Annotated in this window: 15 protein-coding genes; 6 read left to right on the plus strand and 9 right to left on the minus strand. The window is 60.2% G+C overall.

Annotated features, from left to right (window positions below; translation table 11 throughout):
• Positions 1-882: 882 nt before the first annotated feature.
• The 8 genes from NCS00_RS29765 to NCS00_RS29800 all read right to left on the minus strand — a co-directional run bounded on the left by NCS00_RS29765 (position 883) and on the right by NCS00_RS29800 (position 10,354).
• Positions 883-2,142, minus strand: a complete 1,260-nt coding sequence (locus tag NCS00_RS29765; protein ID WP_250441813.1) for a DUF2254 domain-containing protein — start codon at positions 2,140-2,142, stop codon at positions 883-885.
• A gap of 750 nt (positions 2,143-2,892) precedes the next feature.
• Positions 2,893-3,297 (minus strand): hypothetical protein, encoded by a 405-nt coding sequence (locus NCS00_RS29770; protein ID WP_144403855.1) that lies wholly within the window; start codon positions 3,295-3,297, stop codon positions 2,893-2,895.
• Positions 3,298-3,329: 32 nt separating this feature from the next.
• The gene (locus NCS00_RS29775) at positions 3,330-3,713 is read right to left on the minus strand and encodes a hypothetical protein (protein WP_250441814.1); all 384 of its coding nucleotides are present in this window, start codon (positions 3,711-3,713) and stop codon (positions 3,330-3,332) included.
• 495 nt (positions 3,714-4,208) lie between these two features.
• Entirely contained in the window at positions 4,209-5,543 is a 1,335-nt protein-coding gene (locus NCS00_RS29780; protein ID WP_250441815.1) for a c-type cytochrome, read from the minus strand.
• Position 5,544: 1 nt separating this feature from the next.
• Positions 5,545-6,021 (minus strand): hypothetical protein, encoded by a 477-nt coding sequence (locus NCS00_RS29785; RefSeq protein ID WP_250441816.1) that lies wholly within the window; start codon positions 6,019-6,021, stop codon positions 5,545-5,547.
• Positions 6,021-8,621, minus strand: coding sequence for a cytochrome c oxidase subunit I (ctaD, locus tag NCS00_RS29790; protein ID WP_250441817.1), 2,601 nt, complete (start codon positions 8,619-8,621; stop codon positions 6,021-6,023). Before ctaD ends, NCS00_RS29785 begins: the two co-directional genes overlap by 1 nt.
• Before the next feature lie 9 nt (positions 8,622-8,630).
• Positions 8,631-9,698 (minus strand): cytochrome c oxidase subunit II, encoded by a 1,068-nt coding sequence (gene coxB, locus NCS00_RS29795; RefSeq protein ID WP_502801610.1) that lies wholly within the window; start codon positions 9,696-9,698, stop codon positions 8,631-8,633.
• A complete protein-coding gene (locus NCS00_RS29800; protein WP_250441818.1) occupies positions 9,695-10,354 on the minus strand; it encodes a DUF4396 domain-containing protein in 660 nt (219 codons plus the stop codon). The genes coxB and NCS00_RS29800 overlap by 4 nt, the downstream gene beginning before the upstream one ends.
• Before the next feature lie 318 nt (positions 10,355-10,672).
• On the opposite strand from NCS00_RS29800, the gene NCS00_RS29805 reads away from it, so the two are divergent.
• Entirely contained in the window at positions 10,673-11,101 is a 429-nt protein-coding gene (locus tag NCS00_RS29805) for a MarR family winged helix-turn-helix transcriptional regulator (protein WP_008344646.1), read from the plus strand.
• Between the two features lie 56 nt (positions 11,102-11,157).
• Here the strand turns inward: NCS00_RS29805 and NCS00_RS29810 are convergent, their stop codons facing one another.
• Complete coding sequence (locus NCS00_RS29810; RefSeq protein ID WP_250441819.1) at positions 11,158-12,468, minus strand: chloride channel protein; 1,311 nt, start codon at positions 12,466-12,468, stop codon at positions 11,158-11,160.
• A 344-nt stretch (positions 12,469-12,812) separates the two neighbouring features.
• Between NCS00_RS29810 and NCS00_RS29815 the strand changes: the two genes are divergently transcribed.
• The 5 genes from NCS00_RS29815 to NCS00_RS29835 are packed head-to-tail and all read left to right on the plus strand — an operon-like array spanning position 12,813 to position 18,926.
• Positions 12,813-14,609 (plus strand): thiamine pyrophosphate-requiring protein, encoded by a 1,797-nt coding sequence (locus NCS00_RS29815; RefSeq protein WP_250441820.1) that lies wholly within the window; start codon positions 12,813-12,815, stop codon positions 14,607-14,609.
• A 6-nt stretch (positions 14,610-14,615) separates the two neighbouring features.
• Complete coding sequence (locus NCS00_RS29820) at positions 14,616-15,722, plus strand: enolase C-terminal domain-like protein (protein ID WP_250441821.1); 1,107 nt, start codon at positions 14,616-14,618, stop codon at positions 15,720-15,722.
• An 18-nt stretch (positions 15,723-15,740) separates the two neighbouring features.
• On the plus strand, positions 15,741-16,652 hold the full coding sequence (locus NCS00_RS29825; RefSeq protein WP_250441822.1) for a hypothetical protein: 912 nt from the start codon (positions 15,741-15,743) through the stop codon (positions 16,650-16,652).
• Positions 16,649-17,293, plus strand: coding sequence for a gluconate 2-dehydrogenase subunit 3 family protein (locus NCS00_RS29830; RefSeq protein WP_250441823.1), 645 nt, complete (start codon positions 16,649-16,651; stop codon positions 17,291-17,293). Before NCS00_RS29825 ends, NCS00_RS29830 begins: the two co-directional genes overlap by 4 nt.
• Positions 17,283-18,926 carry a GMC family oxidoreductase gene (locus tag NCS00_RS29835; protein WP_250441824.1) on the plus strand — a complete coding sequence of 548 codons (1,644 nt, stop codon included), beginning with the start codon at positions 17,283-17,285 and terminating at the stop codon, positions 18,924-18,926. The genes NCS00_RS29830 and NCS00_RS29835 overlap by 11 nt, the downstream gene beginning before the upstream one ends.
• Positions 18,927-18,936 lie beyond the last annotated feature (10 nt).

An 18,936-nucleotide genomic window follows, 5' to 3' on the forward strand; every position in this document is an offset into this window, starting at 1 on the left:
CGTCTCATTTCGTCTCCTGCATTTGCCCTGCGTCTCTCATGTTAGGTCGACCAAATTGAACCCCCACGGTTCCCATCAAGGAGCAGGACTTGCGCAATACAGTGTCCGATCGGCTTTGCTGATCATCAGTGACGCAACTGTCGGTGCTACCAGCACGCGAGGTTCCGGCGCCTTGCAGGTCCGTGAGATCTTGCTCAGCGCAGCCTTAAGACAGGTTATCAACTTGGCCGCTACCTAGTCTCAAATGACAGCCGTGCTCCTGTTTACGCAACAGCGACGTGCTACGCTAACGCCTCACCTTATCGATGCGCGATACAGATCGCGAGTCGACTAGCAATCCGTTATTGCCGGCAGACACGTGGCACCTCTTCGGTGGCGTCTATTATTTTACGCAGCGACAATCGGCTTGTCAGCGTTATTGAAGTCATGGGTGTGAATGCGATCATCGCCAAAAATCTCGAAGACGCAGCAGCGTCTGGCCCTCATGCTAGCCCTCAGCCTGACCCTGTTCGCTTGCTCCCGTGAGGACGGTCCCTTTGCCATGTCTCCGCTCTTATCGGCGCACACAGATGCGTCCGCCGCAATGGTGGCTACTTGTATCGAGTCTCGCTGGGCCGACGCGACGCGCAATGTGCGCATTGCCGTGGCGAAACATTCTATCCGACTGAGTGCGAAAACCTTCTTCGCCGGCGTCCGAATCGGTGCACGCTTAAAAGAAGAGTCCGGTCACACAACAGTTGAGTATTTTGAAAGGCGGCTTGCTGATCGTCGCTATTTGGCTATGGTGCGGGCGTGCCTACATCCAGAAATGCCGGGCAGACCCTAGCAGAGTAACTCTGCAACCGCACCATGAGCCGCAATTTACTGAATTCTACAAATAACTTACTCAACGGCACGCACCTTCAGAGCCAGCCGCCGCAATTGAATTTTATCCTCCTCAAGGTCGAGCGCAATCTCGGCTCGCTTCAGCGCGAGCGCAGCGTGACGCACGGCCGCCAACTCGAACGAAGTGTCCCCATTCCGAGCAAGCAACGCCAATGATTTCTGCAACCGGATGCCTACTTCCAGCATGCTTGCTGCGTCGCGGGACAAGGGACCGAAGAAGTCGTCGAAGAGATCAGCAAGAGATAGGCCGGGCACGCAAACTTGGTCGCAGCCCTGCAACGGCTCCTCATTTAACTCCGATCGCCGGTCCCACCGTGAAAGGATGCGTACCCCTCTGCCAATGACTTCGATCGCGGTGCCTGGATCATTGATAGCTGGAGAAAGCGCACGCGACGCAATCTCAGAAAGAACCGATATGCCGAAACGCGGATCCTCATCGAACGAGCGCCGCACGCCGACTGTGAACGCGGCCCGAATGGACTCGACATCCCCGCCATCCAATCTTTCGACGTGGGTCAAAACAGTGTGCTCATCGACGAAGCTTCCCGGAAGGACACGAAGGGCGATAGCGGTGGACAACGCTTGACTGATTTCACCGAGAGCCTTGATGTCAATATGCTCAATGTAACCGATCGAATTAGAATAAACAGCGCGGCCGGATGTTAAAAACTCATCGCCCGGAAACGGACTGCCGCCCAGATAGGGATGCTTGAGTCGCTGATCAAGCGCGGCGATTGCCGCTGCCTCGACGCGATCGGACGTTTCACCAAGTCTGCCCAGACGGGCAAGATGGTCAATCCATCGTAGGAGTGTATAAACGATCAACACGATGACCGCAATTGTCACTGCGAACAACACGACCCGGCCGTTCCTGCCATACAGGCCGGTACTTAAGGCGATGATGCGCACCAGGCTAAACAAGAACGAACCGATGAACGTGGCCAGGACATTCTGAGTCGTGGTGTCTTCAACAAGCAGTGGCGTGGCCCGGGGCGTCACATTTGTAGTCGCCGACCCAAAGGCCGACACCATAATGTTCAGAGAGAATGTCGTCGCAGCCAGCATGCTTGAAGCGATGATGCCGAGAATATTGTCGACTGCATCGGCGCCGACGCGTGCGGAGAGGTCGTCTGGAATATAAGGCTTGACTGCCAGCGCTAGCAAAGCCGTTGCGACGCCCAACACCGAGAAAAGTCCTGTCCGGAACCACAACCGCTTGCTGATCCTTTTCAACACCCACTGCCATCGAGCGATCATAACGAGACACCCCTGAATTCTGCTTAACGGTAGGATATCCCGAAGGCCTGAGTCCTTTCCATCGGCGGAGTAAGTTCACACGAGATGTGAGGCGCGAGGTCGATATTCTCTGCTTCTCTGATGCAGCGACGACCGCGACGACCTTGTCGTTGAGCGGCATAACCTGCTTCTTTTCTAAACGTTCGCGGAGATTTCTAACGTTCCAGCGACGATCGGCGTCGATAGCGTGATTTTGAACAATCGGCGCGCCCACGAATTTAAGCGCCATGTTACGTCGACTCGGCGCCCGATGCACCGCATCGCCGGCCGCTCCGGCCCTGCAACGCGACAGGTTCGGTATTGCCGTGATCGCGTCTTCGGCCGATTGCAAGCCCAACTCGTAGCCGATCACGAGCCGCTTTTCGATCGCCTTAGACAACATCAACGCCTCACGAGCAGATCGTCTATCGGCACTGAAAATAGAATGGCGTGACACAAGAATATCTTGAATGATTGACGTGAGAGACGATTTGAGATCGATGATTGTTGCGAGAACAGTCGGCCGCCGCACGAGAAGACGAAGGAGTCAAGGTCGCTTGCACCCGCGCCAAAACTCCTGATGTACGGGTAGCTTGCCGATCGCTCCGCAACATCTCGCTGTGCGTGGCCCTTGGGTCGCTGGTGAACATCAGTCGCCGCGCTCGGCGAGCGCGTTGCCTCGATCGGCGTCAAGAGCGATGGTGGGATTGGCTCGTCAGAACCTTCCATTCTTCAACCACCCTCCTCAATGGTGCGCTCCCATTGTTGCGCAGATACGCCGAGAGCATTTATTACGAAGGATTCCTCAGATGCACACGCCAGGTTCCGAGCTCCGCAGTACAGGTGCACCACCGGATTTCCAGGAAGCCAGACGCGAACTGAGTCGCCCGCCCCGGCCAGCGCATTTCGGCCCCACGCCACCCGGTAGGTCAACGTCTCGTAAAAGCGATTTACCTGGAATCGAGACTCGACAATTGCCTCACCGGCTCCGTTGTCACCTTCGAACAGCCGCAAATGCACGATGGCACCATTATTGGCCTTTCCTGTATAAATGACCGTATGGTCGTAGCCATCGGCGTGACAAACACTCGACAACAGTAGAGTCGAAATCGACAGTAGCGCGGAAGTTCTGACCATGCTTAAAAACTAGATTCACTACAAGCCGCCGATCACGGCTCGTTTTCACGGGGATGAATGGCGGAAGGAGCAGAATAGCCCAGCGCTGTCAGCGCGCAGCTTCCGACGCCAAATCCCACTCGCTGCATATAGGTCGCGCCGGCACCGTACAAAGTTGCGTCATCCAGCGAGGCAGAACGGTCCGGACCGATTGCACTCGCCGGACGAGCGTGCTCGACAGTCACGAAAAGGTCGCGATGCTGAAGGTCGCATGTCGAAAAGTAACGTCGGCTTGCCGATGCTTGGTCATTCAGCTGCGCAACTTCGTCACAAGTCAATGCTCCGTGGATGAGTCCCGGGGCAGTGTTGGCGACTTCAACAAAGCCACACAAAGCGTCGACGATCCATAGCTTCGGCAACCAAGAAAGGTACTTCATCGAGATCCTCGCCAAAGCATTATCGGTCGTTTCCGCACGTATCGGGCGTTTTCCGCATCCATTAGGCTTCTATGCCGTGTACAACCGTGACGCACAATATTGATATAGCACAGTGTGCCATATCTACCTGTACTGGTGATATTGGGGTTTGCTCCATCGCAGCTAGAAGTGGGAGATGTGAGGCGCACCGTCGTAGCTACGACACCAGCGGGACCTGATCGCCTCTGTGAGCAGTTTTGTTAAGCGCGGCAACGGTGCAACGGACCGGAGGGCCTCGGCCTCGGCTCCTCGCTCTTTCAGCGCCACCGCGCACCGGTGCAAGTTCCTCGGAGTCGTCTCACCTCTATCTGCTATTACAGTGTGAGCCAGTGTCGGTGATCCGGGGGCGGCTCGAGAACGGAATGGGCCAACAGAAATGTAGTCCCGAGCCCTGACGTTTTCGCGGGTTCGGCGAGCCCCAGCGACTGCGCCGCCGAACCTCCCGTAGGGAGGCCACTACTTATGAATCTCCGCGCGAAGCCGCTCGACCTGTCGGTCGGAGACCGGCGCCGCATGATTTCCCCACGTGCTCCGGATGAAGCTGATCACCTCCGCAATCTCGTGCGACGTCAGCTCGTGATGGAAGGCAGGCATCTTCTGCGCTGCGGGGCCGGTTTCGGTGGCAGGGCTTTTACTGCCTTCAACGACGATGCGAATGATTGATGTCGGATCTTCAGCCAGAACGAGAGGGGCACCGGCCAAGGCCGCCACTCTGCCTGGTTCGCCGCGCCCGTCGGCCTGATGGCAACGGGCGCAGAACGACAGGTATATACCTGCGCCAGGCCGTTCATTTTCTCCAGTCTCAAGGCTGCGCGCAGTTTGTAGCTTGGCACGCGCGTCGTTGTCGTAGACACCGTACGTTTGCGTCGGGGGGAGCGATTTGAGATACTCGCCAATGGCGCTAAGGTCCAAATCGGTAAGATACTGGGTACTGTCCTCCACGGCGGGCGCCATCGCGCCGAACGCGATCGTGCCAGCGCCGTGGCCCGTGCGCAAGAAGTTGACGATGTCTTGCCGTGACCAGCGCCCTAATCCGCTCCCCCGATCGCCGGTGAGGTTGGGTGCTAACCAATGGTCGACTACTCCACCGGTTAGGTATAACGGCGACGCCTCGCTATATCCGAGTTCGTTATACGCTGGGCCACGCGGCGTGTGACAGGCGCCGCAATGCCCGAGCCCTTGGACTAAGTACGCGCCGCGATTCCACTGAGCACTTTGTTCGGGATCAGGTGAAAACTCATCGCGGTTACCGAAAGCGAAAGTCCAGAACAGCATCCCCCAGCGTTGATTGAACGGGAACGGCAAGTGCGTCCGCGGCGCGCGTTTCGCTGCGGGCGTCACGCCATGCATCAGGTACGCATACAGCGCCGTCACGTCAGCGTCGTTCATTTTCGCGAACGACGCGTACGGCATTGCTGGATAAAGGCGCTTTCCATCGCGGCGCTTGCCGTAGCGCAGGGCATCGGAAAATTCCTTCAACGAGTAGCGGCCGATGCCGAATGTGGGATCAGGCGTGATGTTACTCGCATAGATCGGGCCGAAAGGCGAGTTAACGGGCAGTCCTCCGCCCAGCGGGGTATGGTCAGCCGCGTCGTGGCACGCGCTGCAGTCGCCCGCCTTTGCAAGATATTCGCCACGCGCAACGAGCTTCGGATCGCTAGTCACGGGCGACTGCGCGGTAACGGCAGTCGGCAAATGATCATCAGCGCTTCCGCTACACGCGCCAACGGCGAGTGGCACAATTAGCATCAGCAGGACGGTGGTCGGCTTCGAGCTTCTTGGCGCGTTCATATCAGTGCCATTGACTGCAAGAATCGAGGAACACTTCCGCGAGGATCGTGAACACTAGTCCCACCACAAATCCACAACCGATCAATGCGCTGCATAGGGCGATGAATCGTTTTCGACTAATCTCTTCCTGTTCGCGCCGCGGTTGCTCCTTCAGTTCGTTAGGATCGCCCTGCTCTCTGATACTGTTTTGCCTCGCGTGCAAGAGAGCGAAGCCGTACGTGGACAGTGCCGCGCATACGATCGAAATCGCAAGTGCCAGGGCCGATGTCGCGTACAGCCATGTGTGCATATGGGTGACACCCGGCGACCGGAGCGGCGTTGTCGTTGCATCGCACGTCTGCGCGGAAACGGTCTCAGAAACGATGACCTGCAAAAGCCATGCACCCGGTGAGATAAAGAATCCCGCACCAGCATAAATCCATAGGCGGCGTTTCTCCGCCTGTGTCAGTCCTTCGTCTGTGCGGACGTGCGGATGCATCACTGACCCCTGAGCCAAATCGGCGTCACGTAGAGCGCGGTGAAAATAAACAGCCACACCACGTCGACAAAGTGCCAGTAAAGGCCGCCGATGCGCATCGGCGCATTGCGCGCTTCGTCGAAATAGCCCAACGCGATCCATATTGCCAACAAAATCAGGATTACCAGTCCCACCAGAACGTGCGCCAAGTGAAAGCCGGTGATGGTGAAGTACAGCGAACCGTAGAGGTGCGCGGTCAATCCATACGGATGGTCGTGCCATTCCTTCAGTTGTACGCCGACGAAAAGAGTCCCGAGTACGATTGCGACCAGCAACCATGCGAAAGCCCACCATCGCTTGTTCTTCTTGAGCGTGCGCTCGGAGAACCACGTGAACACGCTGCTAAAGATAAGCACGCCGGTACTCACTGCGCCAACGCCGATCTTCGGCATGCCCTCGGGGGGCCATGGCAGCTGCGTTTGGGATTGCGAGTAAAAGTAACTAAAGAGCAGATAACCGAAGAGGCTTGCCTCCGTGGCGACAAGCGCGAGGACACCCCACCACCCGCCGGAGTGTTCGCCGGCGCTGCCCACGGGAAGTGCACCATCCTTTCGCGCGCTTGGCGCCGCAGTCACCTGCTTGGGTGAAGGCGGCTCGCGCTGCGCCAATGACCGACGCGGCCACATCCATGCAATCAGCGTCGTGCCGCACGCGGCGAAAGCGATGATCGTGAACGAAGGCGACCGTACCAGCAACGCGAGAAACATGCACGCGGCAAAGACCCCAAGGAAGAAAGGAGACCATGCGTCATCCGGCATCTTCAAGATGACGTCTGGCTTGCCACTGAACGGATGGACGCCCAACGCCTCCCGGCCGTGATGCAGCAGGTACCCTTCCTTCAGATGCGAACGCCGGCCAGTCGGCTGAATTCGATCTTCCCACATGGGATGGCGTGATTCAATGATCGGAAGCACGGCGAAGTTATAGGGCGGCGGGGGCGACGAGACGGACCACTCAAGACCTGAGGCGTCCCACGGGTTGGGCGGGGCTTTACTTCCGCGGCGGGCTGAGAGCAACGCATTGATGGCAAATAGCACAATGCCTATACCGAGCAAAAACGAGCCAATGGTCGTGATGAGATTGGATGTGTCCCACCCCATTCCTTCGGGATAGGTATAGACGCGTCGGGGCATGCCAAGCAGACCCGATATGTGCATCGGGAAAAAGCCGACGTTAAAGCCAATGAATACGATCCAAAAGGCGATCCTCCCAAGCCGCTCATTCATGAGGCGCCCCGTGAACTTGGGGAACCAGTAGGTAATGCCACCAAGCACCGGGAAGACATTGATTCCGAGCAAGACGTAGTGCAAGTGCGCGACGATGAAGTACGTTTCGTTCAGTTGCCAGTCGAGCGGCACGGCGGCGGTCATCACGCCGGAGACCCCACCTATCACGAACATGAGGACAAAGCTCGCGAAGTAAAGAAATGGGACCGTAAAAACTGGGCGGCCCATCCATATCGTCGCGATCCACGCGAACACCGCCACCGCACTCGGAATCGAAATGAGCACGCTTGCCGCGCCGAAGAACGCCAGTGCGAGCGGCGCGATGCCTGTCGCAAACATGTGATGAATCCACACCTCGAAGCCGATAATCATCGTGGCGACCGTTGACATCGCCACGGCGGCGTACGCAACCAGCGGCCGCCTGCAAAAAGTCGGTAATGCATCGGAGACGATGCCCATCGCTGGCAACACGACCACGTATACCCAAGGGTGCGCGAACATCCAGAACAAGTGCTGCCAAAGCAGCGGTCGGCCGTCGGCGGCGACGTCAAAGAAGTGCGTGCCGACATTGCGATCCATCCACAGCAATAGAAATGCAAGACTCACGGACGGCACGGCAAAAAGATTGGCAAACGAGATCGTGAGCGTTCCCCATACGATGATCGGCAGGCGATCCACCGACATGCCGACCGCACGCATGCGAAAGAGCGTGACCACGAAGTTCACCGCGCCTACCGTCGTCGATATGCCTAGCAGGACCATACCGAGCGAGTACACATCTATATTGGGTCCGCGGTTATATTCGAGCGAGGAGAACGGCACGTAGTTGAACCACCCCGCATTCGGAGCCTCGCCGAACGGAAAGCTGCAATAGAGGAAAAGTCCCGCAAACAAGAACAACCAGTAGGACAGCGCGTTCAGGCGCGGGAACGCCATGTCACGTGAACCGAGCATGAGCGGCCAGAGGAAGTTAGCGAAGCCGCTCAGCACCGGCAGGGCGTAAAGAAAAATCATCGTCACGCCGTGCATGGTGAATAGCTGCGCATACTGCTCCGGGGACAGCAGGGTTTCGTTCGGTCGCGCCAGTTGTAGGCGCATCAGCAAGGCCTCAACCCCACCGATCAGGAGGAATGCGAACGCCGTGACGATGTAGCGCAAGCCGATCTTCTTATGATCCACCGTCGTAAAAAATCCGCGCCAGCCAGACTCGCCTTCCCAAATTTCACGCAGACGTTTTTCCGCGTCCGAACCCTCGGTCACGCTGCCGTATTCCGGTTCTCGCCGGAAAGCCACCCGCCCCGACTGCACCACGCTGCGATCACTCGTCGCGGACATCGTTATTCCTTACCTAAGAGTAGCGAGATAGGCCGAAAGATCGCCCGCTTCCGCAGGCGAAAGCTTCATGTCCGGCATGAGCGCACCGGGCTTGATTTCCTGCACGTGCTGCACCCACTGCATCAAACTTTCCGGCGAATTAGCGACCGTACCGGCGGCGATCAATCGGCGGGACAGCACATGTGTGAGATCAGGCGCTTGTACGCCAGCGGAACGGGTGCCACGAACCGTATGGCAGCCCGCGCAACGCTTCTCAAACAGCGTGGCTCCCCTCGCCGCTTGAGCATTGGCGGGGACGGGCGCCGGCATTCGCTGCGCTGCTATCCAATGCTCAAAGTCCGTGTGCGGCTGGGCGTACACTTCGAAGGCCATATGCGCGTGCTGCAGGCCGCAGTACTGGGTACATTGCCCTCGGAATACGCCGGGACGGTCCGCCTGAATCCACTGACGGTTGGTCACGCCAGGTATGGCTTGCGTCTTGCCTGATAGCTCGGGCACCCAGAAGGCGTGGATGACGTCCGCGCTTTTCAGCAGGATGAGCACCGGCACGCCCACTGGAATATGCAGTTCGTTCGCGCTCGAGAAATGACTTGGACCATCGCCGTAGTCGACTTTCCACCACCAGTCGTAAGCCGTGACAGTGACAGTCATCGCCGGTTCGTTCGGTGGTTGGGCGACACGTGCGAGCACGACGAGCATATACACCGTAATGCCTAGGAGGGCGACTGTGGAGATTGCCGTGCCAACATAAACGAAGCTCGTGCCTCCTTCGGTGCTAAGCGACCTTGGGTCTTCAGGCTTACGGCGCCGAAACATCCCGATGATCAGCATAACGGTAATGATCGCGCACACGGCGGTGCAGATGGCCGCGAGTATCCATCCCAGGTAAAGGACCGGCTCGGTCGCAGGACCTTTGCTGTGAAGGAAGTAAGCGAGCGGTGTTTGTGTGCCGGCAAGGGACGTCGCCACATGGGCCGTCGCGTCAAATCCCGCCCGAGCCTTGTCGTGAGCTAGCGCAATCGTCAGCGCCAATCTACAACGGGCGGACCGAGCAGTGAGGCGAGGTGCGCTGCTCACATCTTCTCCTTCACGCCACGCTTGATGAGCCAGTAATTGACCGGATAGGTCGTGACGAAACCTGCGACCATTGCCACTTGCATGCGCACCCAATATGCAGCGCTCGTCGGCTCCAGCGACGCGGCCCATTCGGAGAAAGCAATCATGCAACCGAACATACCGATTTCGTAAGCGAGCAGGGAAAGCGTATCTGCCTTGACAGCCGCAACGATGCCGTCGCGCAGTCCCAAGCTACGCATCGGTGCAATAGAGAAATACTGGAAAGCGATGCCAAGCAGGTAGGCGAGCGCGAAGGCCAACGCTAGTTTCCCAGCCAACGCGGAGCCGGCAATAGTCACTGCGAACCCAAACGCGAGCCATTCGCCTATGAAGTCGCCCAGGGCACATCCGGCGCCACAGTGGGTCGCGCCGAGAAAGGTGGCCTGCCACATCGGAGGTTCAGCTTTCTCAGCACCCGCCGTTGACCGCCCAAACCAAAAATAGAAGATCAGGCCAACAGGACCCCAGTAAAGCATCGTCAACGGCCAGACGACGGACATAATGACCATCGGCTGCCGGTGTCCGCCTAGCCATACGTCGAAAGCGACGATAATGGCCGATAGCACGGATAGCGCAAGCCATATCGACGCCGCGGCGGGCAATCCGTATATTGGCATCGAAGGTTCTCCCGTGCACATGAGACCAGACGAAGGTGACGCTAAGGTCTCCAACGCTCGCTTGCCCTGCACACCCAACGGGTCCGCATGAGGGTGCAAACACGCAGCAAGCGGTGTTCCGCGTACGCAGTCTTGGAGGCCATAGCGAGCCGGCGGGGGCGGCCGTGCAAGACGGTAGGCTCGCTACATGTCACATCGTGCCGCTTTCACTTGCGCGCTTAAGCGGTATGCTCGATAAAGGTCGGGCTCTGCTAACATGTGGCCAGTTGAACGACCGGGAGCCATTGTTTCCGCCATCTCGAAACGAGACTTACCCTCATGAATCAGCGAAAGAGTCGCGCTCAGGGCGGCCTTCTTACCAAAAGAGACCTCGAGTCGATGTCCAATTTCCGGTATCAGCTCCGGAAATTTCTCCGATACTCCGAGGAGATTACTCACGCAGCCGGCATTACACCGCTCCAGTATCAACTGCTCCTGCATGTGCAGGGCATTCCGGGGAAGAGCTGGGCAACTGTTGGCGAGATTGCAGAACGCCTCCAAGCAGCGCCCAACGGCACCGCAGCGCTAGTCAATCGATGCGAGGCAGCGGGACTTGTGCTTCGCAAGCCTGGTGAAGCCGACCGGCGGCTAGTTGAAGTTCACCTCACACCGAAAGGCGAACGCTGCCTGCTGGAGCTGGCCTCCTTGCATTTCGCCGAGTACCGCGCGTTTGGCTGGTTAGCCAGCAGCGTCGAGGCACAGGGGTAGGCCCGCTCAGGGCTCGGGGCGTCTCCGGCGATCCTTTACGGCCCCTCGCGCCACCATCAGCCTGCCGACTCATACCTTTGAGCGAGCGCTTCATAAAGCGGCGGAGCAAAAAACTTCGAGACCTGGCTAGAAATCAACGCAGTTGCCATCAGAGAGATGACCAGTTCGTGGCCATTAATCATCTCGATAACGATGATAAATGCAGTGATCGGGCTCTGTGTAACGGCAGCCAGATAACCCACCATGCCCAAAGCGACTAGCATCGGCAGCTGCATCTGTTCGAAAAGCAGATGCAGTGCATTGCCAATCCCGGCGCCGATAGCAAGCGATGGAGCGAAGAGTCCGCCTGGAGCGCCAGGCAGGTAGGAACCGATCATCGAAGCCATTTTGAGGATCGGATACTCGACGCCCAACTGCACCCTCCCCTCGAGCATGCCGCGTGCTTCCGCATAGCCACTGCCAAAGGTATGGTTCGCCGTTGCGACGCCGATGACCGCAATGACCAGGCCGCAAAGCCCCCCGAAGAGCACAGGGTACCTTGCCCGCCAGGCGAGGAGCGCCTCGGGCATCCACCGGCGCGTATTGAGCAATAGCCAACAGAAGACGCCACCCAAGACACCGGCGAGCACGCCGATGAGAACCACCGCCGCGGCTAGCAGATCCGGAAAGTGGCTACCCACATCGATCGAGCCGAAATACGTATAGTTGCCCTGTAGCCCAAGGGACACGATGCCGGCAAAAATGATTGCGGTAATCAAGACGCCGCTGGTGCGCTGCTCGAAGCTGCGCGTGAGCTCTTCAATGGCAAAAACAACCCCGGCAAGGGGTGCATTGAACGCGGCAGAGAGCCCTGCGGCGGCGCCTGCGAGCGCCAGCCTGCGCTCAAGACTTGCCCCGCCCATGCGTCGCAGGCGCGCCGGATAGAGGCATCGAAGCGTGAACATCAGTGAAGCACCCACGTGAATAGTCGGCCCCTCACGTCCGATCGTGAGCCCACCCAGAATCGAGAGAAACGACACGGCGATCTTGCCGACGAGGATGCGAAGATTGAGCAGGCGCGGACCCATCTCACGCCCTGCGTGAAGTGTGGCGATCACCTGAGGAATTCCGCTACCTTCGGCGCCTTGGAACCACTTACGCGTGATCCAGGCCCCCGTAGCAGCCATCGTTGGCGTCAATAAGAGCGGCAGCCACCAGAATTGCTGCGTATACCGCAGAAATGTGTCGTAGCCAAAATCGATCACGCGCGCATAGAGCACAGCGAGCAGCCCCGTCGCTACCGCTCCGAGCCAGAACACCCCGTACTGGAGCCAGAGTCGCCTGCCGTGCAGTATCGTTCTTCGGTCTATCCAGCGCGGGAGTTTCATTGCAACCCTGCGGTTTCAGATTCAGCGCAGATTGTGACACAAATGGCCTTCTCACGACACCGCGCGATCCACGGCCCCGGTACAACACGATATGTCACAACATGCCGTATTTACAAGATTTTGGAAGTTTTGCAAAGGCGTCGCCGGACACATTAACGATCGCCGTGTCAGGTTGATCCTTGTTGCTCGCGAGCCGGTTATCAAGCTTTTTCGAATGAGAGGAAAGAAGTTCGCGCGGTGACGCGCGACGGCATAGGTATTGCGTCAACGAGACCGTCGTGCCTACGCTCTCTGATCGTTATGCAGTTGTAGGCCAATTACCGAGGCGATTTTTGGAGAAAGCGATGGCTGCGACTGTGGGCGACTTCCTTGTCGATCGTTTGCATGCCTGGGGCGTGCGTCGCATTTACGGTTATCCCGGCGACGGCATCAACGGCGTATTCGGCGCGCTCAGTCGCGCTAAAGGCAAGATCGAATTCATTCAGGCGCGTCATGAAGAGATGGCTGCATTCATGGCGTCGGCGCATGCGAAGTTCACGGGCGAACTGGGCGTGTGCATCGCGACATCGGGTCCGGGCGCGGCGCATCTCGTCACCGGTCTCTACGATGCGCGTCTCGATCACATGCCCGTCCTCGCCATCGCGGGCCAGCAGGCGCGCGCGGCATTGGGCGGACACTATCAGCAGGAAGTCGATCTGCCCGCGATGTTTAAGGACGTCGCCGGCGCCTTCGTTCAACAGGCGAGCGTGCCCTCGCAGATTCGTCACCTCGTCGATCGCGCGGTGCGCATCGCGCTATCGGAGCGCAAGGTGACGGCGCTCGTACTGCCCAACGACCTGCAGGACCTCGATTACGAGCCGCCAGGCCGCAAGCACGGCACGCTGCATTCGGGCGTCGGGTATCGCGCGCCGAAGACCGTGCCGCAGGACGACGACCTGCAACGCGCCGCTGACGTGCTCAACGACGGCAAGAAGGTCGCGATACTCGTCGGGGCGGGCGCGCTGCACGCAACAGATGAAGTCATCGCGATAGCAGAAAAGCTCGGCGCGGGCGTCGCGAAGGCGCTGCTCGGCAAGGCTGCGCTACCCGACGACCTGCCCTTCGTCACCGGTTCTATCGGTCTGCTCGGCACCGAGCCGAGCTACAAGATGATGACCGAATGCGACACGCTGCTCATGATCGGCTCGGGCTTTCCCTATTCCGAATTCCTGCCGAAGGAAGGCGCGGCGCGCGGCGTGCAGATCGACATCAAGGCGGACATGCTGTCGATCCGCTATCCGATGGAGGTCAATCTCGTCGGCGACAGCGCGGAGACCTTGCGCGCGCTCCTGCCGCTTCTGCAACAGAAGACCGATCACGCGTGGCGCGAGGACATCGAAAGCTGGATCGGCGACTGGTGGAAGAAGCTGGAAAAGCGCGCGATAGAGCCCGCGAAAGGCGGCGTGAATCCGCAGCGCACGGTGTGGGAACTGTCGCCGCGCGTGCCCGCGAACGCCATCGTCACAAGCGATTCCGGATCGGTCGCGAACTGGTACGCGCGCGATCTGAAGGTCAAGCGCGGCATGATGTGCTCGCTCTCGGGCGGCCTCGCATCGATGGGCGCGGCCGTGCCTTACGCGATCGCGGCGAAATTCGCGCACCCTGCGCGGCCGGTGATCGCGCTCGTCGGCGATGGCGCGATGCAGATGAACAACATGGCCGAGCTCATCACGGTCGCGAAGTACTGGAAGCAATGGTCGGATCCGCGCTGGATCTGCATGGTCCTCAACAACGAAGACCTGAATCAGGTCACGTGGGAACAGCGCGTGATGGAAGGCGATCCGAAGTTCGAGGCATCGCAGAACATTCCGTCGGTGCCTTATCACAAGTTCGCGGAACTGATCGGGCTGAAGGGCTTTTATGTCGACGATGCCGAGCGCATGGCCGCCGTGTGGGACGAAGCGCTCGCGGCGGACCGTCCCGTCGTGATCGAAGTGAAGGCTGATCCGAACGTGCCGCCGCTGCCGCCGCATATCACGATCGCGCAGGCGAAGGCGTTCGCGACCACGCTCATGAAGGGCGATCCGAGCCAGAGCCATGTGATCGTCGATACGGCGAAGCAGGTGCTGAGCGCCGTGCTGCCGGGCCACAAGGAAAAGTGATCGTTCATGCATCTGTCCAAGCGCGAGGCGCCGATCGAAACGATTCGAACGCGCGCCTACACCATTCCCACCGACAAGCCCGAAGCGGACGGCACCTTCGCATGGAATTCGACGACGCTCGTCATCGTCGAGATCGTCGCGGCGGGGAAGACTGGCATCGGCTACACGTACAGCGATGCGAGCGTCGCGAAGTTCGTCGAAGCGACGCTCGGCTCCGTGCTCATCGGCGAGGACGCCTGGAATATCGACCCGCTCTGGCTGCGCCTGCAACAGCGCGTGCGCAACATCGGCCGCTCGGGATTCGCGGCCACGGCGATCTCCGCTATCGATTGCGCGCTGTGGGACGTGAAGGCGCGTCTGCTCGACATGCCGCTCGCGCGGCTCCTCGGTATCGTGCGCGCGCGCGTGCCGCTCTATGGCAGCGGCGGCTTCACGACCTATACCGACGACGACATGCGCGATCAGCTCGCGCATTGGGTCCACGAAAACGGCTGTCGCTGGGTCAAGATCAAGATCGGCAGCGAGCCTTCGCGCGATCCGAACCGCGTGCGTGTAGCGCGTGAAGCGATCGGCCGCGATGCGGGACTGTTCGTCGATGCGAATGGCGCGTTCGATCGAAAGCAGGCGCTCCATTACGCGGCCTTGTTCGCGGAACACGACGTCATGTGGTTCGAAGAGCCTGTTTCATCCGATGACATCGCGGGACTCGCATCGATAAGAAGCGCCTTGCCCGCGCGCATGGAACTCGCGGCAGGCGAATACGGCTATACCCTCGACGACTTCCGCGCGCTGCTCGCCAATGAAGCGGTCGATGTGCTGCAGGCCGATGTCACGCGTTGCGGCGGCATCACCGGATTCATGCGCGTCGCGGCGCTGTGCGATGCATTCCATGTGCCGCTCTCCGCGCATTGCGCGCCCGCGATGCATTTGCATGTTGCGTGCGCCGCATCTCGCTTGCGGCATCAGGAATGGTTTCACGATCACGTCCGCATCGAGCAGATGCTGTTCGACGGCGCTCCCCGCGCGATCGATGGCGCCATTGCGCCGGACCTCTCGCGGCCCGGCTGCGGACTCGATTTCAAACATGCGGACGCGCAACGCTTCGCCGCGTAGACGACAACGGAATGATCGATGAAGCACATCACGTCAGGGAATATCGCGATTGCCTGCGGCATCGCCGCTGCGGGCGCGGCCTTGATCGGCAGAAAAACGCGCACGCATGAAGCGCCGATGGAGACGCATATCGATACAGCGCGCACCTTCAATCGCAGCTCCGCGCTGCTCGCGCTTTCCGTGCTCGCGGATAGCGCGATGGAGCACTACCGCGGCTCCTTCGACAACCCCGCGATGTTCACGCCGCTCGTCGCCTCCACTCTCTCCCTTCTGGCGGGCCTGCACGGCGGACGCGATCACGAGACGCAGCGCCATCCGGTACGCGATTCGGTCTATCTCGGCGCGGCGCTCGCGGGCATCGCGGGCACGGGATTTCATCTCTACAACATCGCCAAGCGTCCTGGTCGATGGAGCTGGCATAACCTCTTCTACGCGGCGCCGATCGGCGCCCCAATGGCCTTGCTGCTTTCGGGCGCGCTGGGTGCCGTCGCTGAAAGACTGCGCGACGAGCCCGCGCATGAGCCACGAATGTTCGGCATACCCGCGGGACAGGCGCTCGCGCTGCTGACGGGCGCGGGCATCGCCGGCACGCTCGGCGAAGTCGCATTACTGCATTTTCGTGGCTCGTTTCAGAACCCGGTGATGTATGCGCCCATCGTGATTCCGCCGGTAGCGTCCGCGCTGCTCGTGAACGCCGCGATCGCCGCACCGCGCGAGCGCTGGTTCACGCGGCTCTGGCTGCGCATGACGACGGCGCTCGGTTTCATCGGCGTGGGCTTTCATGCGCGCGGCATTGCGCGCAATCAGGGCGGCTGGCGCAACTGGAGCCAGAATCTTTTCAACGGTCCGCCCTTGCCCGCGCCGCCGAGCTTTTCGGCGCTCGCGCTCGCGGGACTCGCCGCATTGCGCCTGCGGGAGACCGAGCGATGACGCTGCCTCGCTATCCCGGCTACGACGTCACGAAGAAACGCGACACGCTTTCATGGGACGACATCACGCGCAAGGTCATCGACGAACGTCTCGCGACGCCGAAAGATGCGCGCTTCTTCGATGCCGTCGAATGGATCGCGTTGCGTGCGCTGTGCGCGTGCATCGTGCCGCAGGACGAAGAACGCGAGCCCGTGCCATTGCCCGCATTGCTCGATGCAAAGCTCGTGAAAGACACCGGCGACGGATATCGCGATACGCGTCTTCCACCGATGCGCGAAGCATGGCGCATCGGCCTTGCCGCACTCGATGCCGAAAGCCGCGCGCGTCATGAACTGCCCTTTGCGAGCATCGGCAAAGAAGCGCAGAACGCGCTGCTGCGCGACATGCAGCAAGGCACGTTGAATCACGATGCATGGCGCCGCATGCCGCCCGCGCTCTTCTTCTCGATGCGCGTGCTGCACGACATCTGCGGTGCGTATTACTCGCATCCGCGCGCGTGGAGCGAGATCGGTTTCGGCGGACCGGCGAATCCGCGCGGCTATGTCCGCATGGTGTTCGATCGCCGCGATCCGTGGGACGCGGTCGAAGCGAAGCCCGGCGACGAAGCACGCGCGAAGAAGGAGAACCAGCGTGTCCGATGATCCGCAACATGCGCCGCGCGGCAAGCACGGACGCGCGCCCGATGTCTTCCATCATGGCGCGTGGCTGCCGATGCGCGAATACGACGAAGACGATGCGGTCGATTTCGCGATCGTCGGCACGGGCGCGGGCGGCGGCACGCTCGCATGCCGTCTCGCGGAGAAAGGCTTTCGCGTCGTCGCGTTCGATGCGGGCGCATGGTGGCGTCCCCTCGAAGAGTTCGCATCGGACGAGACGCATCAATCGAAACTCTTCTGGACCGACGAGCGCATCTGCGACGGCGACGATCCGCTCAAGCTCGGCAACAACAATAGCGGCAAGGCAGTTGGCGGCAGCACCGTGCACTTCGCGATGGTGTCGCTGCGCTTTCGTCCCGAGTGGTTCAAGTCGCGGACCTTGCTCGGTTATGGCGCGGACTGGCCGCTCGACTGGCGCGAGATGTGGCGCTACTACGCGCAAGTCGAGAATGCGCTGAAGATCGCGGGACCGGTCACGTATCCGTGGGGACCGAAAAGGCCGCGTTATCCGTATCGTCCGCATGAGCTGAACGCGGCTGCGCTCGTGCTCGCGCGCGGCTGCGAAGCGCTCGGCATCGACTGGACGCCGACGCCGCTCGCGACCGTATCCGCGCCGCGCGGCGAGGCGCATCCGTGCGTCTACCGCGGATTTTGCGTGTCGGGTTGCGCGACCAACGCAAAGCAAAGCGCGCTCGTCACATGGATACCGCGTGCAGTGCGCGCCGGTGCCGAGATTCGCGATCTCGCGATGGTCGGGCGCATCGTCATGGGCAGCGATGGCCGCGCGACCGGCGTCGAATACTTCCGCGAAGGACGATGGCGCTTCCAGCGCGCGCGCAATGTCGTCGTCGCGGGCTATGCGATCGAAACGCCGCGTCTCTTGCTGATGTCCGCGACGGACCGCTATCGCGATGGACTCGCGAACAGCTCCGGCCTCGTCGGAAAGAATCTGATGGTGCAGTTGAATCAGGCCGTGTGGGGCACGATGGAAGAAGAAGTGCGCTGGTACAAGGGGCCGCCGTCGCTTTCGATGACCGAGCACTGGAATTACGAAGACAAGGGCAAGGACTTCTTCGGCGGCTATTGCTACATGAGTCAGGGGCCGCTGCCGGTAGCATGGGCCGCCGTGCAGAACGGGCGCGGATTGTGGGGCCAGGCGCTCGTCGACGAGATGCGCAAGTACAACCATCAGGCGGGCTTGAAGATCGTCGGCGAAACGATGCCGCAGGAGCGCAACCGCGTGACGCTCGCCGACGAGAAGGATCAGTACGGCCTGCCCGTCGCGCGCGTCACCTATTCGCTATGCGACAACGACAGGCGTCTCGTGAAGCATTCGCTCGATTACATGAGCATGGCGCTCGATGCAGCCGGCGCGCGCGATGTATGGCGCCAGGACGACGATACGTGTCATCTGAACGGCACCGCGCGCATGGGGGACGATCCCGCGACGAGCGTCGTCGATGCGGACTGCCGGAGCTGGGACATCGACAATCTGTGGATCTGCGACGGCTCGGTATTTCCGACCGTCGGCGGTGTGAATCCGTCGCTCACCATTCAGGCGATCGCGATGCGCACCGCGGATCGCATCGAGGCGTTAGCGGCAAGGGGCGAACTCTAGGACGAGGTTA

The organism is Caballeronia sp. AZ1_KS37 (assembly GCF_023631165.1).
GTDB classification, from domain to species: domain Bacteria; phylum Pseudomonadota; class Gammaproteobacteria; order Burkholderiales; family Burkholderiaceae; genus Caballeronia; species Caballeronia zhejiangensis.